The organism is Pantoea sp. Sc1, from assembly GCF_000255315.1.
Taxonomy (GTDB): domain Bacteria; phylum Pseudomonadota; class Gammaproteobacteria; order Enterobacterales; family Enterobacteriaceae; genus Pantoea; species Pantoea anthophila.
Map to the genome: position 1 here is coordinate 194,710 of NZ_AJFP01000002.1, position 20,833 is coordinate 215,542.

The 20,833-nt window shown below is 54.9% G+C and carries 20 protein-coding genes and 1 pseudogene; 10 read left to right on the top strand and 11 right to left on the bottom strand.

Annotated features, from left to right (window positions below; all coding sequences use genetic code 11):
• Window positions 1–82 precede the first annotated feature (82 nt).
• The gene (locus tag S7A_RS18760; RefSeq protein ID WP_009092901.1) at window positions 83–1,003 is read left to right on the top strand and encodes an AraC family transcriptional regulator; all 921 of its coding nucleotides are present in this window, start codon (window positions 83–85) and stop codon (window positions 1,001–1,003) included.
• 13 nt (window positions 1,004–1,016) lie between these two features.
• Here S7A_RS18760 and S7A_RS18765 read toward each other — a convergent pair whose 3' ends face one another.
• Complete coding sequence (locus tag S7A_RS18765) at window positions 1,017–1,400, bottom strand: Rid family hydrolase (protein WP_009092902.1); 384 nt, start codon at window positions 1,398–1,400, stop codon at window positions 1,017–1,019.
• A 175-nt stretch (window positions 1,401–1,575) separates the two neighbouring features.
• Here S7A_RS18765 and S7A_RS18770 point away from each other — a divergent pair, with 175 nt between their 5' ends.
• From S7A_RS18770 to S7A_RS18785, 4 genes and pseudogenes are all read left to right on the top strand, one after another.
• On the top strand, window positions 1,576–1,911 hold the full coding sequence (locus S7A_RS18770; protein ID WP_369750606.1) for a DUF305 domain-containing protein: 336 nt from the start codon (window positions 1,576–1,578) through the stop codon (window positions 1,909–1,911).
• Between the two features lie 132 nt (window positions 1,912–2,043).
• A complete protein-coding gene (locus S7A_RS18775; RefSeq protein ID WP_009092904.1) occupies window positions 2,044–2,394 on the top strand; it encodes a DUF3147 family protein in 351 nt (116 codons plus the stop codon).
• Window positions 2,395–2,682: 288 nt separating this feature from the next.
• On the top strand, window positions 2,683–3,183 hold the full coding sequence (locus S7A_RS18780; RefSeq protein ID WP_009092905.1) for an anti-virulence regulator CigR family protein: 501 nt from the start codon (window positions 2,683–2,685) through the stop codon (window positions 3,181–3,183).
• Window positions 3,184–3,344: 161 nt separating this feature from the next.
• Window positions 3,345–3,834: pseudogene (locus S7A_RS18785) on the top strand (DinB family protein).
• A 55-nt stretch (window positions 3,835–3,889) separates the two neighbouring features.
• Here S7A_RS18785 and S7A_RS18790 read toward each other — a convergent pair.
• Together S7A_RS18790 and S7A_RS18795 are read right to left on the bottom strand one after the other, a co-directional pair.
• Window positions 3,890–4,510: a protein phosphatase CheZ gene (locus S7A_RS18790; protein WP_009092907.1), complete on the bottom strand. Its 621-nt coding sequence runs from the start codon at window positions 4,508–4,510 to the stop codon at window positions 3,890–3,892.
• 439 nt (window positions 4,511–4,949) lie between these two features.
• Window positions 4,950–5,870, bottom strand: a complete 921-nt coding sequence (locus S7A_RS18795) for a LysR family transcriptional regulator (protein ID WP_009092908.1) — start codon at window positions 5,868–5,870, stop codon at window positions 4,950–4,952.
• Between the two features lie 105 nt (window positions 5,871–5,975).
• On the opposite strand from S7A_RS18795, the gene S7A_RS18800 reads away from it, so the two are divergent.
• Window positions 5,976–7,001 (top strand): NAD(P)-dependent alcohol dehydrogenase, encoded by a 1,026-nt coding sequence (locus tag S7A_RS18800; RefSeq protein ID WP_009092909.1) that lies wholly within the window; start codon window positions 5,976–5,978, stop codon window positions 6,999–7,001.
• Here S7A_RS18800 and S7A_RS18805 read toward each other — a convergent pair.
• Both S7A_RS18805 and S7A_RS18810 read right to left on the bottom strand, forming a co-directional pair.
• A complete protein-coding gene (locus S7A_RS18805; protein ID WP_009092910.1) occupies window positions 6,988–7,689 on the bottom strand; it encodes an O-methyltransferase in 702 nt (233 codons plus the stop codon). The two genes, S7A_RS18800 and S7A_RS18805, sit on opposite strands and share 14 nt — an antisense overlap.
• 3 nt (window positions 7,690–7,692) lie before the next feature.
• Entirely contained in the window at window positions 7,693–9,225 is a 1,533-nt protein-coding gene (locus S7A_RS18810; RefSeq protein WP_009092911.1) for an MFS transporter, read from the bottom strand.
• Window positions 9,226–9,342: 117 nt separating this feature from the next.
• Here S7A_RS18810 and S7A_RS18815 point away from each other — a divergent pair, with 117 nt between their 5' ends.
• Window positions 9,343–10,233 (top strand): LysR substrate-binding domain-containing protein, encoded by an 891-nt coding sequence (locus tag S7A_RS18815; RefSeq protein WP_009092912.1) that lies wholly within the window; start codon window positions 9,343–9,345, stop codon window positions 10,231–10,233.
• Window positions 10,234–10,240: 7 nt separating this feature from the next.
• Here the strand turns inward: S7A_RS18815 and S7A_RS18820 are convergent, their stop codons facing one another.
• From S7A_RS18820 to S7A_RS18830, 3 genes are all read right to left on the bottom strand, one after another.
• The gene (locus tag S7A_RS18820; RefSeq protein WP_009092913.1) at window positions 10,241–11,023 is read right to left on the bottom strand and encodes a Brp/Blh family beta-carotene 15,15'-dioxygenase; all 783 of its coding nucleotides are present in this window, start codon (window positions 11,021–11,023) and stop codon (window positions 10,241–10,243) included.
• 23 nt (window positions 11,024–11,046) lie between these two features.
• The gene (locus S7A_RS18825; protein WP_033736758.1) at window positions 11,047–11,757 is read right to left on the bottom strand and encodes a bacteriorhodopsin; all 711 of its coding nucleotides are present in this window, start codon (window positions 11,755–11,757) and stop codon (window positions 11,047–11,049) included.
• 710 nt (window positions 11,758–12,467) lie between these two features.
• The gene (locus S7A_RS18830; protein ID WP_009092915.1) at window positions 12,468–13,667 is read right to left on the bottom strand and encodes an MFS transporter; all 1,200 of its coding nucleotides are present in this window, start codon (window positions 13,665–13,667) and stop codon (window positions 12,468–12,470) included.
• 166 nt (window positions 13,668–13,833) lie between these two features.
• On the opposite strand from S7A_RS18830, the gene S7A_RS18835 reads away from it, so the two are divergent.
• On the top strand, window positions 13,834–14,451 hold the full coding sequence (locus S7A_RS18835) for a TetR/AcrR family transcriptional regulator (protein ID WP_009092917.1): 618 nt from the start codon (window positions 13,834–13,836) through the stop codon (window positions 14,449–14,451).
• Window positions 14,452–14,505: 54 nt separating this feature from the next.
• On the opposite strand, the gene S7A_RS18840 is transcribed toward S7A_RS18835, so the two are convergent.
• Together S7A_RS18840 and S7A_RS18845 are read right to left on the bottom strand one after the other, a co-directional pair.
• On the bottom strand, window positions 14,506–14,862 hold the full coding sequence (locus tag S7A_RS18840) for a hypothetical protein (protein WP_009092918.1): 357 nt from the start codon (window positions 14,860–14,862) through the stop codon (window positions 14,506–14,508).
• 378 nt (window positions 14,863–15,240) lie between these two features.
• Window positions 15,241–15,462, bottom strand: coding sequence for a hypothetical protein (locus S7A_RS18845; RefSeq protein ID WP_009092919.1), 222 nt, complete (start codon window positions 15,460–15,462; stop codon window positions 15,241–15,243).
• 570 nt (window positions 15,463–16,032) lie between these two features.
• Between S7A_RS18845 and S7A_RS18850 the strand changes: the two genes are divergently transcribed.
• A complete protein-coding gene (locus S7A_RS18850; RefSeq protein WP_009092920.1) occupies window positions 16,033–17,142 on the top strand; it encodes an SDR family oxidoreductase in 1,110 nt (369 codons plus the stop codon).
• Between the two features lie 87 nt (window positions 17,143–17,229).
• On the opposite strand, the gene S7A_RS18855 is transcribed toward S7A_RS18850, so the two are convergent.
• On the bottom strand, window positions 17,230–19,404 hold the full coding sequence (locus tag S7A_RS18855; RefSeq protein ID WP_009092921.1) for a TonB-dependent siderophore receptor: 2,175 nt from the start codon (window positions 19,402–19,404) through the stop codon (window positions 17,230–17,232).
• 371 nt (window positions 19,405–19,775) lie between these two features.
• Between S7A_RS18855 and S7A_RS18860 the strand changes: the two genes are divergently transcribed.
• Window positions 19,776–20,825 carry a site-specific integrase gene (locus S7A_RS18860; protein WP_050544669.1) on the top strand — a complete coding sequence of 350 codons (1,050 nt, stop codon included), beginning with the start codon at window positions 19,776–19,778 and terminating at the stop codon, window positions 20,823–20,825.
• Window positions 20,826–20,833 lie beyond the last annotated feature (8 nt).

The window sequence follows — 20,833 nt, forward strand, 5'->3', positions numbered from 1 at the left end:
GGAATTGCATGGTATTCTCTGTGGAGCCGGATTTTCAGGCCCTTTCTTCTCGTTTTCTTGCCTGATCTTATGAGGTGCAGCAATGTCCGACATGATCACCCTGATAAAAGTCCTTGCCCCGCAGGAGGGCTACAACCTGACCGCCTTATCGGGTGTGCGCATTTTGCGGTCCGATCGCCCGCTGGCCAGAACGCCGGTGCTGTACGACCCCGGGATCGTGATTGTCTGTCAGGGCAGCAAACGCGGTTATTTTGGCCAGCAGACCTACATCTATGATGAACAGCACTATCTGGCGGTGTCCGTGCCGGTTCCGTTTACGATGGAAACCGACGCGTCAGCAGCGCATCCCCTGCTGGCCATTTATCTGCATCTGGATTTTCAGCTGGCCGCTGAGCTTATGTTGCAGATCAATCAGCATGAGGCGCTGCACCCTGCAACCGCGCCACAGAGCATGATCTCCAGCCCGATGGATGAGCCGGTGAGGTCAGCTGTGGAGGGGTTGCTTAAGGTCCTGAACAATCCGCTTGAAGCTGAGATTCTTGGCCAGGCGCGATTGCGGGAGCTCTATTTCCGCGTACTGACCGGTGCGCAGGGTAACGCCATGCGAGCCGCGCTGGCGTTACAGGGGCAGTTCAGCAGGATAGGAAAAGTATTGCAGCGCATTCATGCCACCTATGCAGAATCCGTGACGCTGAGTGAGCTGGCTCATGAAGCGGGCATGAGCGTGCCGACCTTTCATCTTCATTTTAAAGCGATCACCCGCTTGCCACCGATGCAGTATGTGAAATCGGTACGCCTCCACCAGGCGCGAATGCTGATGGTTCGTCAGCAGATGACCGCGGCCTCTGCCAGTTTCGCCGTGGGCTATGAGAGCCCTTCGCAGTTCAATCGTGAATTTAAACGCTTGTTTGGCCTGCCTCCGGCAGAGGAGATCAAACGCATGCAGAAACACTTTGCTGTTCCGCCTGCGCAGGACGCCTCAGTTTTCGTTTCTTCACACTGACGCCGGGCTGACACTATTTTCTGGCCACAATCCGCATTTCCACCAGCGCATTCTCCGGAATAAATTCCGACACGCCGATCGCAGACCATGCCGGATAGGGGGCCTTGATATAGGCATCTTTCACGCTGGAAAACAGGGCGATATGTTTTTTCAGGTCGATATGAAAAGTGGTCATCTCCACAATGTGGTCATAGGTTAAACCGGCAGCGTTCAGGTAGACGCCCAGCTTATAAAACGCATCATGAAATTGCTCGCCAGGATCTGTGCTTATCGGTTTGTCCTTACGCGCAGCGGTAACCCCTGAGAGATAGAATGTGCCATCGGATTCGATAACCGGAGAGAAGTGCCAGTCATGGTAATAGTGTTTAAAGTCTTCAGGGACGATGGGTTTTTTCATGATCTCTCACGCTGATGAGCTTAATGGTTCAGGTCTGTTCTGCATCCCGATCTCTGCTCAGAGGTCAAATCCGCTCAGACCGGCTTAATCACCAGGTTAGCGCAAATGCAGGTTGCCGTCAGCTACACTCAGCATTCTTAACTCGCAAAAGGAAGAGAACATGAAAAAGTCACAGATGGCCCTGCTATCACTGCTGGTGGTTATGCCGTTGACGGGCATGGCGCAGAAAGCAGAGATGAACATGACGCACAACATGCCGGATTCTCCCGCATCAAAAGAGTACATGGCGGGCATGCAGAAGATGCATCACAACATGATGGCGGCAATGAAGGAGCAGGATCCTGACAGGGCCTTTGCCAGCGGCATGGCCGAGCATCACAAAGGAGCGATTGCTATGGCTGAAACGGAGCTGAAATATGGTAAAGATCCTGAAATGAGAAAGATGGCGCAGGAGATTATCAAAGCGCAGAAGGGTGAAATCGAACAGCTGGAAAAATGGCTGCAGAAATAATGGCTGCGATGGCGTGAAGCGCATTCACGTGATGATCTTCACAACGTTACCGCCAGAGAGTCTTGCTGCCGTTGCTGGTGCTTTATTAAACCCGCAGGGCTGACTTGTGGGTTTAAGATTCAGGAGAGTGTGATGATCTGGCTCGTGACAAAATATGCGATAACGGCCTTTATGGTTGTACTGATCTCAGAAGTGGCAAAGCGCAGCGACCGGCTCGGCGGCCTGCTCGCGGCCCTGCCGCTGGTGACCCTGCTGGTGCTTATCTGGATGAAGCTGGAAGGGCAGGCACAGGAAAAAATTGCCGCTCACGCCTGGTATACCTTCTGGTACGTGGTGCCGACACTGCCGATGTTTATCCTGTTCCCCTTTATTTACCCGCGTGCTGGCTTCTGGCTGACACTGCTCATCGCCTGCGCGATAACCGTCGTGCTCTTTGCCCTCTGGGCAATATTACTGAAGCGATTTGGAATCATTCTTCTCTGAACAAGTCTGCATGCGTTAATAAGCGCTGAAAAAGGCCATTCGACTTGCTGCCTTAATACCGGCATCTGTCACCATGAAGTGCCGGTGAATTAAATCCTCAGACAGAATCAGAATGACTATTTTATGCGGCCAGTTTGCGTTAAAACACCATTTCTTCATTGTCTGTCCGAACATTAAAATAATCTTTTTCTTAAAGCAGGAAACGCTGCTTTGAGAGATCGTGAGATTGTTAACTTTGCCGCGTTAGCTAATATTTCAGAGACGCAATCGATATTAAGGAATTCCATCATGCTTAAGCAACGTACTCTTAAAGCAGCCGTTGCGCTGGTTATAGGTTTTGCCGTCTGTGCTGCACCGGTTTATGCAAATCCTGGCAATGGCAATGGCAACGGTCACGGCGGTGGTCAGGGTAACGGGAATCACGGGAACAATGGCGCGCACGGCAATAAAGGGCCGGGTAACGCAAAATCAAAAAACGAACATGGACATCGTAAAAATGCCGGGAAACCCGATCGCGTAGACGCCGACATCAACTTCTCTCGTGCAAGGAGCCTTGCCGTCAACTATGGCCTGGTTGGCTATCAGTCCCTGCCGCCGGGCATCGCGAAGAAAGTGGCACGCGGTAAACCGTTGCCGCCCGGCATTGCGAAAAAAGCGTTGCCCGCTTCCATGCTAAACGATCTGCCTTACTATCCGGGCTACGAGTGGCGAGCCGTGGGCGACGATTTAGTGCTGATTGCCCTGAGTACGGCAGTCGTGACCGCCGTCATCAACGGTGTGTTTGATTAACCCCGTAACAGAGACTCCGCTCAACGCTGGCGGAGTCTTATCAGCCAGATTCATCGTCAGGTTGCAAAACGGGTGAGGGCAGGTAATACCTGCAAGATTAAATGCTGCGACAAGCTGTGTATTATTGTCAGGCTATCAGAACAGGCTAATCAGGAAAAAGCATGGACAGGGACACACTGGTTACACTTTTAAAATTCAAACGCTGGATTGATGCCGAAACTCTTAAAACGATTAAAGGCCTTAGCGACAAATGCTGATGCACATAAACGTCACCTGATGTTAAGGCTGATGAACCACATCTATGTGACAGACATGATTTTCAGCGCCAATATTTCGGGGAAGCCGCACGGCTATACGGCCCTGAACACGCCTGAAACACCCTCAGCAGAAGAGCTTGAAGTTAAAATGGCCGCCTGTACCAACGGATATATCGAATATGTCAGCGCACTCTCTCCCGCCGATTTAGACGAAATGATTACATTCCGTTTTGTCGATGGGGGCGAGGGCAGAATGAGGGCCGTTGATATGCTGAATCACATGCTTTTGCATGGAAGCTACCACCGCGGCGCGACAGGCTGGTTAATCTCGGAGTGCGGTGGTGTTCCGCCCAAAGATGTGCTGACCGTTTTTCTGCGGGATCACAATCACTGACTGGAAGGATCTTCTGGCGGCGTTGATGGCCGCCATACGTCTTCACGCAGCCGGTCTATATCCCCAGACTGGCCAGCAGATCATCGACATCATCCTGACTGGCGGCAGGTTCAGCGGAGAAAGCAGGTGCCGGCGGCGTAGCGCGCGCGGCGCTGGCTGGCGAGGCTGATTTATCGCGGATCACCTGGATTAACTGCTGCTCAGCCTGATTCAGCACCGCCATCATCGCCTGCACGATCTGTCCGGTAATATCCTGGAATCCCTGCGCCATCATAATGGCGTGCAGATGCTGACGTGTCAGATTCGTGGCATGAGGGACATCGTCCAGCAGGGCAACGGTATCTGCCGCTAACAGATGTGTTTGCTCTTTCGTCAGGGGCTCTGCTGACGTGGCATTCCAGCGCTGCAGTAATCGATCCGCTTTTTCTGTCAGCTGAGTCTGCACCGGCTGAGTGATTTCAACGCTGTTAATAACCTCATCTGCGGCTTCACGGGTCAGTGTGACCACGTAGCCCAGCCTTTCACGCGCGTTGGGGATGCTGCCCGCAACCTCGGCAATGGTTTTATCCAGTCCGAGCTGTTGCAGACTGTCCCGAAGCGTCCGCAGGATAGCACCCGCACGCGCCGTGATCTCGGTGATTTCCTGTTGCTCACTATGGGTATCGGGTAATGACATGGGTGCTTTCTCCTGCGTAGGCAATGTCGCTATCTGCTGTTATCGGCAGTTCCCGGCGGAATTTGATTTTTTCCTTGTGACGGCGGGGGAGGGGGATGGGAAGGCGGCTGAAACAGCATGAAGAAACGTCAGCGTCGTGTCAGAGAAAAAGCGGTTATGCGGCTATGTGAATAGCAGGCTATAAATAAATTAGCGATTTTATCGCTTGCTATTTACTTTGGCATTTTTTGTGGTAGATTGGCTTTAACGATGGGTAGATGACCCTCGAGAGATTTTTTATTCAGCCCTGGCAATCCTGTCAGGGCTTTTTTTTGGGCTGGATCTCTTCGGTCTGCTCAGCTCAATGACTCGCCAGGACATAAAGCCCCTAACCTACAGCACTACAGCCCCGGCGCTGTCATCACGCATCAGGTTTGTGTCTGATGTTTATGGCACGCCATCAGACCTGTGCTTCGGCGGCGTCCATCATCGCTGGCAGGGCGCTGAACAGCGCCTGAATAGCCAGCCTGACTTTCAGCGACTGATGCGGCGTGCGCAGCCAGACGACAGAAACCGGCCACTTTCCGGAGGTATGTTCTTTCAGTATCTGTTTCAGGCTGCCGCTGATGAGGTCGTCCCGCACCAGCCAGTAAGGTAACCAGGCGATACCGGCCCCCGTCAGCGTCATATCTTTTACCGCCTGCATATCATCCAGGGTGAATCGGGCAGGCGGCGAAATCTCAACCGCGTCACCCCGTTCATTTTTGACCTGCCACTTCAGCACCTGTCCGCCACGGATGTAGGCTACTGCCGCATGGTGCCGGAGTTCATCCGGGGATGCCGGTTCGCCAGCCTGGCTGAGATAGTCCAGTGACGCGCAGAAGACCATCGTGTGATAAGCCAGCCGCCGGGCTATCAGGCTGCTACTGTCAGCCAGCGCGCCAATCCTGACTGCCAGATCGAAACCCTCCCCGGACAAATCGACCTGACGATCGCTGAAAGATATCTCCAGTTCCAGCTTCGGGTGCGCTTTCGCCAGCGCGGAGAAGACAGGCGAGACACAGAGGTGCCCCAGCAGCACCGGCACCGATACGCGAAGTTTACCGCTGGCCTGCAGCTTGCCGCTCTCCAGCAGATCCTCGGCAGCCTTGAGTTCGTTCATCGCCCGGCGGCAATATTCATAATAGAGCGCGCCTTCATCGGTAAGACTCTGTTTGCGGGTGGTGCGGTTAAACAGCGTGACGCCAAGTCTCTCTTCGAGACGGGCGATGGTTTTTGCGACGGCAGAGCGCGTAACGTGCAGCCGCTCAGCTGCCTGAGAGAAACTCATGGATTCAGCCACGGCCACAAATACCGGAATGGTGTTCATTTCGCTTTTCATATTGTCGCCTCAGCGGAATCAATGACGAGAAATAGTATCGCCGTCGTATCTTAAAAGGCAATGTTACGATTCTGATCTCTGCTCTTAACCCCTACAGGAATCGCGATGAATCACACCATGAAACGCTGGACACTGAATGAGATTGGCCGTCAGCATCTGACACTCACCGAGACCGCCATCCCGCAGCCGGGTCCGGGCGAAGTGCTGGTCCGGGTAAGTGCCGTTGCCCTTAACTTCCGGGATAAGGTCATTATTGAAGGTGGGATGGGAAAAGGAATGCCGATGCCCTTTACGCCAGGTTCCGATATGGCCGGCGTGGTTGAGGCTGTCGGTCCGGGCACATCTCGTTTTAAACAGGGTGATCGCGTCATCTCCTCGTTCAACGCAGACTGGATCGAGGGAAAGGCGGTTAACAACGCCAGAAATCCGCACTACAACACCCTCGGCTACGCCTTGCAGGGCGTGCTGGCAGAATATGTGGTGATGAACGAAGCGTGGCTGGTCAACGCCCCGCAAACGCTGAGCGATGCGGAAGCCAGCACCCTGGTCTGTGCGGGGCTGACCGCCTGGTTTGCACTGATTGAACGCGGCGGCCTTAAAGCGGGCGAAAGCGTTCTGGTGCAGGGAACCGGCGGGGTGGCTCTGTTTGCACTTCAGATCGCCCGTGCGATGGGTGCAGAGGTCTTTATCACCTCCTCCAGTGATGAGAAGCTGACGGCAGCAACCGCGCTGGGGGCAACCCATGGCATTAACCGTCAAAAGGAAGAGTGGGTCGAAGCCGTTTACCGCCTGACGCACGATAGGGGTATTGACCATGTGATAGACACCGTCGGCGGGCGTAACTTCGCCGATTCTGTCCGCGCTGTCGCCTCACATGGCCGCATCTCCCTGATCGGGATGATGGACACGCACGATACGTCAGCCTCTGGCGGACTGCTGTTGCTCAAATCTCCGACGGTTCAGGGCATCGGCGTGGGGCACCGGCGGGCGCTGGAAGATCTGGTCCGGGCGGTGGATGTCATAAACCTGAAGCCGGTCATCGATAAAGCGTACCGGTTCGATGAACTGCCTGCGGCACTGGCGCATCTTGACCGGGGCGCATTCGGGAAGATTGTTATCAGCCTGGACTGACAGCGCGCCCGGCCTTAACCAGGGCCAGCACAAAACCATCCCATCCCTTCTCACCCACCGTCTGAATGGCGGTGGCGTCAAGCCGCTCATCCTCAGCAATCATCCGGACAAACTCACGCAGGCCCCGGACATTAGGATCGTGACTCTCCGCATCAAGCACCTGTCCGCCACGCACCGTGTTATCACCGACGATAACCGTGCCCGGGCGAGAAAGTCTGATGGCCCATTCCAGATAACGTGGATTGTTCACCTTGTCAGCATCAATAAAAATCAGATCAAAGGGCGCCTCCAGGTCAGGCAGGATATCAAGCGCTGCGCCAGTGTGCAGCGTAACGCAGTGCGTCAGCCCGGCTTGATGGATATTCTGGCGGGCGACCTCTGCATGATGCGCACTGTATTCGATAGTGGTCACGCTTCCATGCTGAGGAAGCGCTCTGGCCATCCAGATCGTGCTGTATCCACCAAGCGTACCAATTTCAAGAACCCGGACGGCCTGCGACATCCAGACGAACAGTGACAACATTTTTCCCTGCAAAGCAGACACATCATGAGCAGGTAAGCCCTGCTTTGCGTTGTTAGTGAGCGCGAAATTTAATTCAGCTTCTTCGGGCGCAAGCTTTTCAGAAAACCAGGCATCCACCTGTGCCCACTTATCTGAATCTGTCGAGGGATAGTCAGGGATTCGCATAGGTTATTCACTCTCCTCAGAAAAGGTGTTTTCCCGGCGCGGCTGGCCCGACAGGGCCAGGACGGCCAGCGCGCAACACAGTGTGATGGCTGCCAGCACCCGGAAAAGGCACAGATAGGCGCTGTCATAACTATTCTGGACCACTGCGCGGGAAACGCCGGGTAAAAGTGTTATTGCCTGCTTAAGATTGCCGCCTCCCAGCCAGGCTGCAGCCTGGTGCATCTCCGCTGATGTCAGCCCCTGAACGCTTTTGCTGAGGTTCACAGCGTTCATTCTGGTAAGAAAGGCGGAAACCATCGCCAGCGCGATGCCTTCTCCCGCTACACGAACGGTGTTGAACAGGCCGGCCGCCATCCCGGCTTTTTCAACCGGAACCGCAGAGAGGGCAAGTCCATCCATTAGCCCCCACGGCAGCGCCGCGCCTGCACCGGTTATCAGCAATGCGACGATAAGCAGCAGGGTGCTGTGACCCTGTAACGCCTGCCCGAGGAAAAGTAACCCGGCTGCCGCGATCATCAGCCCGGATGCTGACACCACGGACGGTGAAAACCAGCGCGTCAGCACGGCGGCGCAGGCGGGAAGAACCAGCATCGGTGCAGTCAGGGCCATAAGAAAAAGTGCACTTCGCGACTCACTGAATCCATTTCCCCCCATAAAGTGCAGCGGAACGATGATCAACAGCACAACGTAGCAGTAGCAGGTTGCCACCGGCAGCAGCAGAATCCCGGCGAAGCGCGGGCTGCGCAGCAGGGAAATATCGAGCACAGGATGGGCAGTACGCTGGCAACGCACAATAAATGCACCCAGAAGCAGCATGGAGCAGAGGAACAGCACCAGCGGCAGAGGGGATAAAAACCCGAACGTGGATAACAGCATCATCGCAGTGGTAAACAGAATCAGCGCCGCAGTAAACAGCGTCAGCCCGGCTTTATCTGCCGGATGAGAGGCGTTCAGCGCCGATAGCGGCAGGTATGCTCTGCCAGCGAGCAGCACGCCCCCTGAAAGCAGCGCAAACAGGATATAGACCCAGCGCCAGCCGAGGGTATCGGTAATAAAGCCCACCGCCAGCGGTCCAAACGCTAAGCCAGCGCCGAAGAGGGTGCCGAGCAGGCTGAACATCCGCGTCCGGTCTGCGCCCTCATAGATCCCGGCCAGCAGCGCGCTGCCGCTGGCTAAGAGCATGGCCGCGGCCAGCCCCTGCAGGGACCTGAGCAGGCCCTGCATTATCAGGTTGTTCATCTCGCCGATGATGAGACTGCAGAGACAGAACAGCGCTGCGCCAGCGATAAAAACAGGTTTTCTGCCGAGGGCGTCTGCAGCAATGCCTGCTGTCAGCAGAAAACTGCCAAACGTCAGCATAAATCCATTCGTCAGCCATGACAGCTCGCCAGGGGAACCGCCCAGCATGTGCTGGATGGCAGGCGTGGTAACCACACCGCCGGTGAAACTCAACGGCAAAAGCAGCGCCGCCATAAAAACGGTAAGGGCGGCTGGGGTTCTGGTGTGGCGAAAAAGCGCGCGGGCTCTGTATGACATAACAAGACCTTTTATCCTGACAGCGAATGAGTGAAAACTGCTGCGATGTTATTGCGGACATCTGAGTGGATAAATAGACTGGATGGACGGTCTCAATGGACATAAAGTTGATAATCGATGGATAGCCTGACTTCTCTTACCTCTTTTGTACGGACAGCCGAGACGCTGAGCTTTGTTCAGGCTTCGCGACTGCTGGGGATTTCAGCGTCAGCAGTCGGTAAAAACGTCGCCAGACTGGAGCAAAAACTGGGCGTGCGGCTTTTTAACCGCAGCACAAGAAATGTGAGCCTGACGACGGAAGGGGCGGCACTACTCACCCGATGCAAAGCGATCCTGGAACAGCTTCAGGAAGCTGAGTCAGCACTGGCGAGCAGTGCCGCAGAACCCGCAGGCAGACTCCGGGTCTCACTCCCCGCCGCGGGCTACAGATTACTGCTTCCTGCGCTCCCCGCGTTTACCCGCCATTATCCTCAGATCGAACTGGATCTGGATTTCAGCGACCGGCTGGTGAATATCATTGACGAAGGGTTTGACGTGGCGATCCGCAGCGGCGAGTTAGCTGATTCCAGGCTGACGGCAAAAAGGGTGGGTCATTTCCGCTTCCTCCTCTGCGCCAGTCCCGCTTATCTGAACAATTCTGGGGTTCCGGCGTCAGCGGATGATCTGGCTGAACACAGGTGCATTTTTTTCCGCCTGCCCGCCACCGGCTTGCTACAGACATGGGAGCTTCAGGGGCTGCGGCCCGGTGCTGAACCCAGAGCGGCATCGGTGTTGACGGTAAATAACATTGAAGCGGCGATTGGCCTGAGCTTATCGGGAATGGGTATCAGCTATCTGCCCGACTTCGCCGTTCGCGACGCGCTGGCTGAGGGACAGCTAAAAGAAGTAATGCAGGGTTGCTGTACACAGCAGGGGCACTTCTCCGCCGTGTGGCCCTCCGGCCGCTACCTCTCCGCCCGGGTCCGCTGTTTTATCGATTTTATTGCTGAGTCGGGACTGGCCCTTTAAGACCGCCTCACGCCTGCTGCGGCGGTTCAAACCAGGGTGTCACCAGCATATGCGGAAGGGCGAGCGCGGCAAGGGCGGCAAACAGCGACCGGATGCCCGCAGCGTCACCGGGTAACATCATATAAATGATCAGCGAGGCCAGCAGTATGGCCGCGGTGAATATCGGCCAGGTCAGATGGAGATAGCCCGCGTACGTGGTAAAGCCCAGTTGGTCACGGCGCAGTCGGGTTTGTGGCAGCGCGTGCAGAATCAAAAATCCCATCGAGAAGCCGACGAAAGGCGGCAGTAGCAGCAGCGCCAGAATGCCCGCGATAAGATGTCCATCCCGCCGAAGAAGCCCGGTGAGGGTCAGCCCCAGCGCACCGATGCCACCGAGGATCGCAAGGGCCGCCGTCACAGACCCCGGCATGACAGATGCCAGCCCGGCCTGATGCAGGATAGACCTGAACGCGGGCAGATGAAGGGTGGCCGGGGCCGCTATCATCGTGATCCCCCGCGCCAGACGTTCTGTCAGTCCGCCGTGCGGTGCATCCTCAAGGGCAAAATGGACAGCTGAGGCGATCAGAAAGCCGGGCAACGCCAGCCCTGGCGCGCGGTGCCACCAGAGCAGACAGAGCGCAATCACTGCGCCATACAGGGCAAGAAACGGCAGCCGGCGGCGACGCTGAACCACGTCCAGATCGCTGGCGCCGTGCGCCATGCCGATAATCCCGATAGCGATAACCGCAAACAGCACCTGTACGGACAGCGGGCAGAAGGAGGCAGCCAGGGCTGCCCCCCACAGAGCCATCCATCCGGCCCCTGATCGTGTTATCACTTCACGGTACCCGTGCGGCGGGTATGGTCGAGCGCTTTTTCCAGATTAGCCGCCGCGTAAAAGGCATAGAAGACCTTCGCGATGATATCCAGTACTAAAAATGCCCAGACCGATGAGGGATCGGTAATGATTTTCAGGCCTTCCGGACCGACGAGGAACACAATCGGATAGATGAACCAGACGACGGTCAGCAGTGCGACATTTTTATTATAGGCACCCGCCAGTGCACTGCCGCGATTGGCCGCCATGGTGCGAAGCGGTCCCCAGAGCAGGTAAACCACTCCCAGAAACGCGGCACAGGACCAGAGGTACCAGACCCATTTCGCCGCCGCCGTTTCAGCCAGTGACGAAACCAGACCGGTAATAATCATCATGACATCCAGCACGATGATGGCAGTGAGAAAACCGCCCATTTCACCGGGTTTACCGTGTTCATGGAAGGCGAGCATAACCAGTCCTGCCAGTAAAATCGGCGTCGTAATCGACCAGTCAGCGTAACGCGCCAGATAGACGGTGCTGCCGCTGTCCAGCGTCAGATTACCGAACCCGAATGCCATGGCCAGATAGGCGGTGGCGGCGATAAACGGGACGGATGCATGCATGAGGGTATGATGACGGGAAGGAAATGTTTTGCTGCCGGTGGCGTAAATAACCAGTGACGCAATTGCCATGACCGAAAACCCGATCAAAAATGCGGTTTGATCCATGTTAATCTCTCCTGAGCAGTGGCGCGGAAATGCCGCCTGCTGCGTTGCCATAAATTGAATGCGTTTATATTCCGAAAAGAATATGCATTCAGTATATGGCGATTTCAGCAGCCTGCTCATTGTCAGGACGATTTCCGCCTGCGGATTAAAATAAATAGGGTGAAAAGCCTTCGGTATCTGATTTAAAAAAGAACGGTGATGTTACGTTCTGTTTCTTAGCGTTTCGTTTTCCGATCGGCTGTCGGGTTGCCGTCAGGCTTACTGGTTATTTTATGCTTAAAATTCAATTGCCTGAATGTGTTGAGAAACCGAGATTCTGTTTCACACAAAAAAGAGAAAGTACAAGAAAAATATTTTTATCTGGAAAAATGAACACGCTGTACTAAGTCAATCCCGTGACGACATCAGGATTCAGGTCAGCGATGAGTGAAATAACAGAAGTCAGCACCTCTTATTGCCCGCCAGGATAATCAGAAAACCCGAAACGGCGTGCTGAATAGTGACCCGACAGAAAAGGGAAATATCCTGTAAACGATCGTCGCGGCTGAGGCGAGGGCGCTAATAAGTGCGGGAAGAAGACGGAAATAATCAGACCCGTTTCGTCATTCGTTTATCTGCTTTAGTCTTTCTGTTCACCGCTGCGTGTTGCGCAGACCGCATCTGTTTTGCTCTCTGCGCCATGCTTATGCCTGCGTGAACGCTGCAACCGGTCAGTGATGTCTGGCTCCAGGGCGGAAAGCCTGCTGTTTAGCCAGCAAGGCGATCACAAACGCCACTGCCATCAGCGCCATCAGCGCCCACGGAAATGAAGCGGCACCGGCACGATTGAGCAACAGCCCGCCGAGAATGCCGCCACTGGCGATCGCCAGATTCCACGCGGTCGTCACCATCGCCTGAACCACATCCACATGGTTGCCAGCCGAATCAGCGGCGGCCGTCTGCATCTGGGTTGATGCCCCACCGAATGACCATCCCCAGACGATAACCGCCAGGAAGATAACAACCTGTTCCCGCATGCCCATAGCCAGCACCACAGAGACCGCAGCCAGTGCCGCCAGGCTAAGCAGCACCAGCCTGCGCAGGTGGCGATCGACCCAGATGCCGGTTATCCCGATCCCGGTTAATGCGGCCAGTCCGAACACCAGCAGGATAAGACCGACAGCGTGGCTCATGCCCGACAGCGCCAGAAAGGGCCCGATAAAGGTATAAAGAATATTATGGGCGGTCATCCAGAGAAAGATGACCGCCAGCACCGGGCGAACACCCGGCATCCTGAAAACCTGCCAGACGGGCAGACGGCGGTCTGCCTTCTGTCCCGGCAGATCAGGAACGGCAAGCCATGCCCAGATAAACAGCACAATCGCCAGGGCAGCCATCACGCCAAAGGCGACCCGCCATCCCAGCATGTTTCCCAGCCAGGAGCCTGCGGGTGTGCCCAGGGATAACGCAACCGGAATGCCGACCATGGCAATGGCCAGGGCGCGACCCTGTAAATCGGGCGAAACAAGACGCCGCGCATAGCCCGCCAGCATCCCCCATGCCAGCCCGGCCGCCACACCGGACATAAAACGGGCCGCCAGCGTGAGCCAGTAGCTGGCAGAAAAGGTGGTGATGGTATTGAAAATGACAAAGATCCCGATAGCGAGCAGCAGAACTTTTTTGCGGCGCCAGCCGCTGGTCAGCACGGTCAGCGGGATCGCCGCCAGCAGTGACCCCAGAGCATAGAGACTCACTAACTGTCCTGCCATCACCTGAGAGACGCCAAGTCCCTGACTGATGTCCGGCAGCAGACCGGCTGGCAGGGTTTCGGTCAGAATGGCGATAAAGCCGGTCATGGCAAAGGCCAGCAGGGAGGCGAGCGGCAGACCCGCCTGAGCGGTGACTTCACTGGGTTCGATATGGGCGGACACGTTAACCTCTTTTAATCTCACTGAAGGAAAGAAGCCGCTGACAGCGGACTTCGAGACATCTGTATCGATTGGTATATTTATCGAAACTAGAGATCGGGTCGTCACTTGTCAAGCACATATGTATCGATTAGTATTTAAGTCTCACAGGCATGAACAGGAGGGGGCTATGGCTCAGATGGGACGTCCACGTTCGTTTGACCGGGACGAGGCGATTCGTCAGGCAATGTTTCTTTTCTGGCAGCATGGCTTCGAGTCCACCTCGCTTGCTCTGCTCAAGGCCCGTCTCGGCAACGGCATTACCGCACCCAGTTTCTACGCCGCATTTGGCTCAAAAGAGGCGCTGTTTGAAGAGGTTGTCGACTGTTATCTCTCCTCATATGGTCAGGTTAACGACTGTCTCTGGGACGACGAGCTCAGGCCGTTTGATGCCATAGAACAGGCATTGCGCGCTTCCGCAAAGATGCAGACCGATCCGGGGCATCCCAGCGGCTGTCTGATCGCCTTGTCCGTAAATACCTGTTCCCCTTCAAACGAGCACATCCGTACCTTACTGGCAACGCAACGCCAGCGCACCCGGTCGGGGTTTTTGCGCTGTGTCGTCAGAGCCAAAGAGGCGGGCGAGCTGGCTGCCGACACCGATGCGCGCGCGCTGGCACAGACCTTTCACAGTTTTGAGACAGGACTTTCGACGGAAGCGCGGGATGGGGCAACGGGAGAGGAACTGGATGCAGCCGTGACGGCTGCGCTGAAAGTCTGGGAGAGGTTTACAACGAAGGCGGCATAGCCTGAAGCCATAGACGTTTCATCATAAAGCCCGCACCGGGCGGGCTGAATACGCCTACAGGCCGACCAGCGTAATACGTTTCCGGGCGGTCAGCGTTTCATACAGCGCTTTAGCCAGACGGTCAGGTTCCACCACGCCACATTCCGACTGCTCGCCGTCGGGATCAGCCCAGAACGATTTAATACGCAGTGTGGTGTTGATCCTGGCGACGCGTTCCATCTCCAGCACGGCAAGCACCTGATGCCGCATCTCTCCCCCTTTAACGCTCGATTTAGCCTCTATCACGGCTGCGCGGGTGGCTTTTCCGTCATAGATGACATGGCAGCGTGCGCCGTTAAGGTTGAAAGTATGAAGCACCTCATAAAGGCCCTGAACTGTCTTTGCACTGTAGGATAACGGCATATCAAACATAACAGATCCCTCTGACGCGGAACGGTGTGAGCCCCCAGCATAGGTGAACTGTAACCAGAGGAGAAGTTACTGTTTTTTAATGAGAAATATAGATATCTAAGGATACTGTAACGTCCGTGATTTTTATTCCAGTTCTGGCTGGCACTACCAGAAAGCGAAGCGCGAAAAGAGGAGGCCTGGCGGGGGCGGATTTGGGTTAATAAAAAGCCTGCGCGAGGCAGGCTAATCGTTCCAGCAGAATGTATGCACACAATCTGATATTTGTCTGCTTCCGCCATCGTACAGGAGAAATATTAGGATAAGATTAAGAATAATCGCTATCTCAACGCATTAACTTTTGTTGTGCGCGACGTCCTGATTACGCGGCGTGCGGTCAGTTTATTTTTGTGCCTGCGTGTTTTGCTCAGCCTCTTTCTGTTTTTTCTTCGCCATATGATGACCGACTGCGCAACCGGCTGCGGCGCCAGCCACACCATGATGGGCAAGATGACCTGCCACGCCGCCTGCTACGGCACCCTTCAGACATCCGGCAGCGTTAGCCTGCAGGTTGACGGACAAAAACAGACCGGTAGCCATAACGATAACTGATAATTTTTTCATCTCTTCCTGTCCTGGTGTTCGTGGTTGTATGTTCATGCCGACAGAGCATAGCCGCTTTTTTTCACTTCAGGCTGGCCCGGTCAGAGTTATCGCGAAGTTAGTTACCGGTCGTTACGCTTTTGTCGTTCTTCACCTCAATGCGTGATTTATTTCAGCGGGTGTCATACTGGATCGAAATTAAACGCCAGATAAACGAAAGCAGAATGCGATCATCTCTTTTCTCTCTGTTTAACCCGTGGTGAGAATATTGAAGACTGTAATGAAGCAAAAAAAATAAATAGTCCGTTTTGATTTTCATTCCTGAAAATGTTTATTAGTTCAGCGAAAAAAATTAAAAAATGAGTTGATCCCATATGGCAAAGATTGTTGAAATCAGGCGGCAGGTTCAGCCGGCGGCTATTTAATTATTGTTTAACTTTGTCAGCTGAAAGATAAACAAAATCTAAATAGATGAGCGCGGTGAAATTATTTAACGCCATGCAGTGGAGTTCACTGAAGTGAATTTCACTCCTGTTCTGGAAAACATTCTTTAATGCTTTCCTGTGATTAACCAGAACGAATGACACTATCATGAAAAATATACTCATTACCGGGTCAACAGGTTTTTTAGGCGGCGCTGTCGTCGCCCGTTTATTGCAGAACAGTCCCAGGGACAGACTGCTGCTCCTTGTCAGAGGCGAAAATGTTGAGGAGGGGGTAAACCGCGTTAAAACAAACCTGAAAAACTTTGGGTTAGATGAGTCATTAATCAGCACGATAGAGAGTGACAATATTCTTCTGGGCGACCTCGCCTTCACGGAAAACTTTATCCACGACACGCGCCTTGACGACGTGACGCACGTGATTAACTGCGCCGCCGTCGCATCCTTTGGCAATAACCCCTTTATCTGGAAAGTGAATGTTGAGGGCACGTTTCAGTTTGCCGAGCGCATGAGCCGGGTTGCGGGGCTGAAGAAGTTTATCCACGTGGGTACGGCCATGTCCTGCGCCCCGGAACCGGGATCGCTGGTGACCGAGAGCGAGCTGGACTCCAGCCGCGATCAGCACGTTGTCGAGTACACCTGGAGTAAGGCCTCAATTGAAAAACTGATGACGGAAAAGCTGCCCGGGCTGCCGCTGGTTATCGCGCGTCCTTCGATTGTCGTGGGCCATTCCGATCAGGGTTGTCTTCCCTCAGCCAGCATTTTCTGGGTGTTCCGGATGGTGCTGGCGCTGGGTAAATTCACCTGCGAACTTGGCGATCGGATTGATGTGGTGCCGGTTGATTACTGCGCAGAGGCACTGGTACTGCTGCTTGATGCGGAAGCGGTGATCAACGAGGTCATTCACATTTCTGCCGGGGCGCAGAGCAGTGTCACCTTTGCGGAAATTGACGAGGCGATGGCCAGAGCATCCGGTGAAAAAGCCCTGGGACCGGATTATCAGAAGGTCTCCTATAAACACCTGGCGGAGAGCAGAAGAACCTTTAAAGATCTGTTCGGGCCCTGTAACGAACGCATCATGCTGCGTGCCATGAATTTATATGGTCATTTTTCCAATCTGAATGTGGTCTTTGATAATTCAAAATTACTGCAGCTGGGAATGAGCAGGCCTTCACGCTTCACCGATTATCTGGATCGCTGTGTGGTGACGACGCGCAATTCCACGATTGCAGAACTGATGCAGGTGGACTTTAAATAGCAGAGTCCGGGCGTGGATAGCTGGGGTATTGAGCTCAGGACCTGATGTGACACTGAAAAAGCGCTTCCGGAGGGAAGCGCGTTATTTTCAGAAGGTGAACGTCAGACCGGCATAATAGGCACGACCCGGTTCATTATACGTTGAAGCCCCGTCAGCTTCGCGATACAGCTGTTTATCCAGCAGATTATTAATCCCGGCATTGGCGCGCAGGTTTTTAGTAATATCATAATTAAAGTTAATGCCAAAGACGGAATAAGCACCCACTTCACGATCAGACATCGATCCATTTTCCGTCCGCGACTCGGCATGGCGGCGCGGTTTCTGACGCCCATACATGGTCCAGTTCAGGTCAGTCGAGAAATCCTGCGTAACCTGCCAGTCGAGCAGGGTATTAATGGTATATTTCGGGATGATCGACAGCGGGTTTCCGGTCTCCTTATCCTTAGACTCGATCATATAGGTGGCATTAGTGCGCCACTCCAGTGTGTCCCGGACCAGCGGAATCGTGACGTTACCCTCCAGCCCCTCAACCACCGCTTTGCCGCCGTTACTCCATTGCAGAATATTATTGCCATTGGAGGCGTAGCCCAGCACCTCGGTACCGGAGACGATTTTGTTTTTATAGTCATTGCGGAACCAGGTGATCCCCGCAATATATCCCTGCTCGCTGTACTCAATACCCAGTTCTTTATTAACACTGACTTCGGGATCAAGATTTTCATTACCCAGCAGATAGCAGCTGCCGCGCGCAACATTGACCGGACAGCCGTTGCCCCGGGTCGCCAGTAAATACCCTTCACTGGACTGATAGAGATTGGGGGCTTTGAATGCACGGGCAATACCCGCCTTCAGCGTAAAACTGTCGCCCAGTCCCTGCGAGATATTCAGCGACGGACTCCAGTTAGCGCCGAACGTATCGTGATAATCAAAGCGCAATCCGGGGATCACTTCAGTGCTGTCCGTCAGGGCGATGTTATCTTCAACGTAGAGTGAGCTGAGCGTGGCGCTGTTTTTACTGTTACGACTGCCGGGGTCACCACTGACTCCATTGATCGACACGCCTGGCGCACGGGTGCCGTTCATAGAGTTGGGATCGTTCAGCTCATCCCGGTTCCACTCGGCGCCCAGCGTCACGGTCTGTTCACGCAGCAGTTCCAGCGGGAAGCTGATCTCTCCGCCAGCACGATAACTGTCGAAACGGCTGGTCGAAAAGGTTCTGCTGTTGATCCGGCCTTCACCTGAACCGGCTGTGCCTTCGTTCAGGCGGGTATTGTTGGTTTTTTCATAGTTGAAGGTGAGTTTCGACTGTCCCCAGTCCCAGATCCCATTGTGGGCAAGACCCCAGGTCTGACGATAGAGCCGGTTGGTCTCCGCGCCATCGAGCGATTCGATCAGCGCATTACCGGCCCCGTTGCTGTACTGCGTATCACCGGCATAGATATTGCCCTGGCGGCTATAGCCGTAACTGAAATCCAGCACCTGAAGCGGCGTGATCTTCCAGGAGAGCACGCTGTTAATGTCTTTGTTACGCACACCTTCACGACCGGCGGCAGCCGAGTTGTTCTGCGACTGGTTAATATCGAAGGCATCACTGTCGGTTTTGTTGATGTTGCCATAGAGACGCATGGTCAGCGCATCGCCTGCCAGCGGCCCGCTCAGATTGAAGTTGGCGCGGCGCGTTGCGCCTTCTTTATTATCTTCCGGCTGGTTGGTGTAGAGCGACAGCGAACCGCTCCAGTGATCGGTGGGACGTTTGGTAATGATGTTCACCACACCGCCGGCCGCGCCGGAACCATAGCGGGCTGCCGCCGGTCCGCGAATGACTTCAATCCGCTCGACCATTTCAGGTGGCACCCAGTTAGAGTCACCGCGGGAGTCACGCTCGCCACGCCAGCTGTATCGAACCGAATTGCGCGACGTGGTGGGAACGCCATCGATCAGAATCAGGGTGTTTTCCGGCCCCATGCCGCGAATGTCGATCTGGCGATTATTGCCGCGCACGCCGTTAGCACTGTTGCCGGTAAGATTAACACCCGGCATTTTGCGGATAATATCGGAGAGGTCATTGACCGGCGGATTCTTTCTGATGTCCTGCGCGGTGATCACCGATACCCCCGGCTGCTGCTTTAACTCCTCTTCGGCGGTGACCAGCATGGTCTGATCGTCGGCCAGCTTCTCCGTCTCTTCCTGACTCGCCCCGTTGGCCGAAGCACTTAATACGCCAGCCAGCAGCAGCGCAGCAGGGCGCTTATGGACACGCATAGTTACATTCACTTAGAAGTTCTCCCTGAATCGTTAATGTATGTAAGCAAATGCGTATGATAATGATAATAGTTCGCATTGTATATCGCAGCAGGGGATCTTTACATTCCCGCATTCCCGATCGTGCTGTCGCCTCAGAGAGCGACAAATTCGTGCAGAAAGCGTACAGGTGGGAGGCGTCGGGTTCTGTGTCGTGGCCCGTTTTGATTCTCAGATTTCATCAGAATGCGTTTCTGTGACTCCAGACTTAATAGGTCTGGAGTCACAGAGACTGAGTCAGTAGAATGGCCCGCCTGTAGAGTGAAAGGGAGAGTAATGTGATCGATCGGACATCCAGCCCGGTGCGCTCTGCGCATGTCGGCCAGCACGTCATGATCTGGCTGGAGCAGGTCAAGGGCGCCTCGTTAGGTGAGCTGGATAACTTCGGGGATGAAGGAACCGTAGAGCAGGTCATGAAGGTCTGGGTCAAACTGTCGCTGCTGATCAGCCGCCGCCGCCCGGAGATCGCCGTTTCTTCCCTGCTGAAACATGTTCTGCCCGGTATTGGTTCTCAGCCGCTGAAAAACCTGACGCGTCTGCGTCTCAACCGTCTCTATAACATCCTGATTGCGGAAGGGAAAAAGGAGGAGGCGCGGCGGGTCTTTGCACTGACGAAACAGTTTCTGGCCTGGGCCGAGATGCAGGGCTATCTCGATCACTCCCCGATTGCCTCAATGAAAAAGCGCGATGTGGCGGGCCGGGCATCACCGCCGCGCAGTCGCCAGCTGAGCGATGCGGAGATCTGGGTTTTCTGGCACGGGCTGGATAACTGGGCACTGTCGGAACAGGCGCGCTGGGCGCTGCGGTTGTGTCTGGTCAGCGCCCGGCGACCGGATGAGATTGTGCAGGCGCAGAAAGCGGAGTTTGATCTGCAGCTGGAACTCTGGAAGCAGGGCACGCGTAATAAATCGCAGCGGGAACATGTGCTGCCAATCTCACCGCTGATGCGTCAGTGCATCGAGGCTCTGATGCAGGCCGCCGATCCGGACTCCCCCTGGCTGGTGCCCGCACCCCGCGATCCGCAGCAGCCGCTCTCTAAAGGCGCGCTCAATCAGGCGCTGCGCCGGATGATCCGCGCCCCGCGCGGGCTGGGACTGGAAGCCTTCACGCCGCGCGACCTGCGCCGCACCGCGCGATCCAAACTCTCTGCGCTCGACACGCCCAACGACGTTGCCCGCAAAATCATGAACCATGCGCTGGAAGGGATCGATCGGGTTTATGACACGCATGACTACCTGAGCCAGATGCGCATCGCCATGAACCGTTTTTCTGCTGCCGTTGAACAGATCATCGCCTGCGAAAGTTATCATCAGCTGCAACACCGCTATGAGGGTGAAACCCTGTTACTCGACGAGCGCGCCATCATGGCGATGGCGCGCTGACCGGACCG

Excerpts from the sequence above, each read along its gene's own strand:
- S7A_RS18825 (WP_033736758.1), bottom strand. The coding sequence starts at position 11,757 with ATGGATCAAACCGCATTTTTGATCGGGTTTTCGGTCATGGCAATTGCG.
- S7A_RS18805 (WP_009092910.1), bottom strand. The coding sequence starts at position 7,689 with ATGCGAATCCCTGACTATCCCTCGACAGATTCAGATAAGTGGGCACAG.
- S7A_RS18810 (WP_009092911.1), bottom strand. The coding sequence starts at position 9,225 with ATGTCATACAGAGCCCGCGCGCTTTTTCGCCACACCAGAACCCCAGCC.
- S7A_RS18770 (WP_369750606.1), top strand. The coding sequence starts at position 1,576 with ATGGCCCTGCTATCACTGCTGGTGGTTATGCCGTTGACGGGCATGGCG.
- S7A_RS18815 (WP_009092912.1), top strand. The coding sequence starts at position 9,343 with ATGGATAGCCTGACTTCTCTTACCTCTTTTGTACGGACAGCCGAGACG.
- S7A_RS18765 (WP_009092902.1), bottom strand. The coding sequence starts at position 1,400 with ATGAAAAAACCCATCGTCCCTGAAGACTTTAAACACTATTACCATGAC.
- S7A_RS18855 (WP_009092921.1), bottom strand. The coding sequence starts at position 19,404 with ATGCGTGTCCATAAGCGCCCTGCTGCGCTGCTGCTGGCTGGCGTATTA.
- S7A_RS18860 (WP_050544669.1), top strand. The coding sequence starts at position 19,776 with ATGATCTGGCTGGAGCAGGTCAAGGGCGCCTCGTTAGGTGAGCTGGAT.
- S7A_RS18820 (WP_009092913.1), bottom strand. The coding sequence starts at position 11,023 with ATGGCTCTGTGGGGGGCAGCCCTGGCTGCCTCCTTCTGCCCGCTGTCC.
- S7A_RS18760 (WP_009092901.1), top strand. The coding sequence starts at position 83 with ATGTCCGACATGATCACCCTGATAAAAGTCCTTGCCCCGCAGGAGGGC.
- S7A_RS18775 (WP_009092904.1), top strand. The coding sequence starts at position 2,044 with ATGATCTGGCTCGTGACAAAATATGCGATAACGGCCTTTATGGTTGTA.
- S7A_RS18795 (WP_009092908.1), bottom strand. The coding sequence starts at position 5,870 with ATGAAAAGCGAAATGAACACCATTCCGGTATTTGTGGCCGTGGCTGAA.
- S7A_RS18835 (WP_009092917.1), top strand. The coding sequence starts at position 13,834 with ATGGCTCAGATGGGACGTCCACGTTCGTTTGACCGGGACGAGGCGATT.
- S7A_RS18845 (WP_009092919.1), bottom strand. The coding sequence starts at position 15,462 with ATGAAAAAATTATCAGTTATCGTTATGGCTACCGGTCTGTTTTTGTCC.
- S7A_RS18850 (WP_009092920.1), top strand. The coding sequence starts at position 16,033 with ATGAAAAATATACTCATTACCGGGTCAACAGGTTTTTTAGGCGGCGCT.
- S7A_RS18840 (WP_009092918.1), bottom strand. The coding sequence starts at position 14,862 with ATGTTTGATATGCCGTTATCCTACAGTGCAAAGACAGTTCAGGGCCTT.
- S7A_RS18790 (WP_009092907.1), bottom strand. The coding sequence starts at position 4,510 with ATGTCATTACCCGATACCCATAGTGAGCAACAGGAAATCACCGAGATC.
- S7A_RS18780 (WP_009092905.1), top strand. The coding sequence starts at position 2,683 with ATGCTTAAGCAACGTACTCTTAAAGCAGCCGTTGCGCTGGTTATAGGT.
- S7A_RS18800 (WP_009092909.1), top strand. The coding sequence starts at position 5,976 with ATGAATCACACCATGAAACGCTGGACACTGAATGAGATTGGCCGTCAG.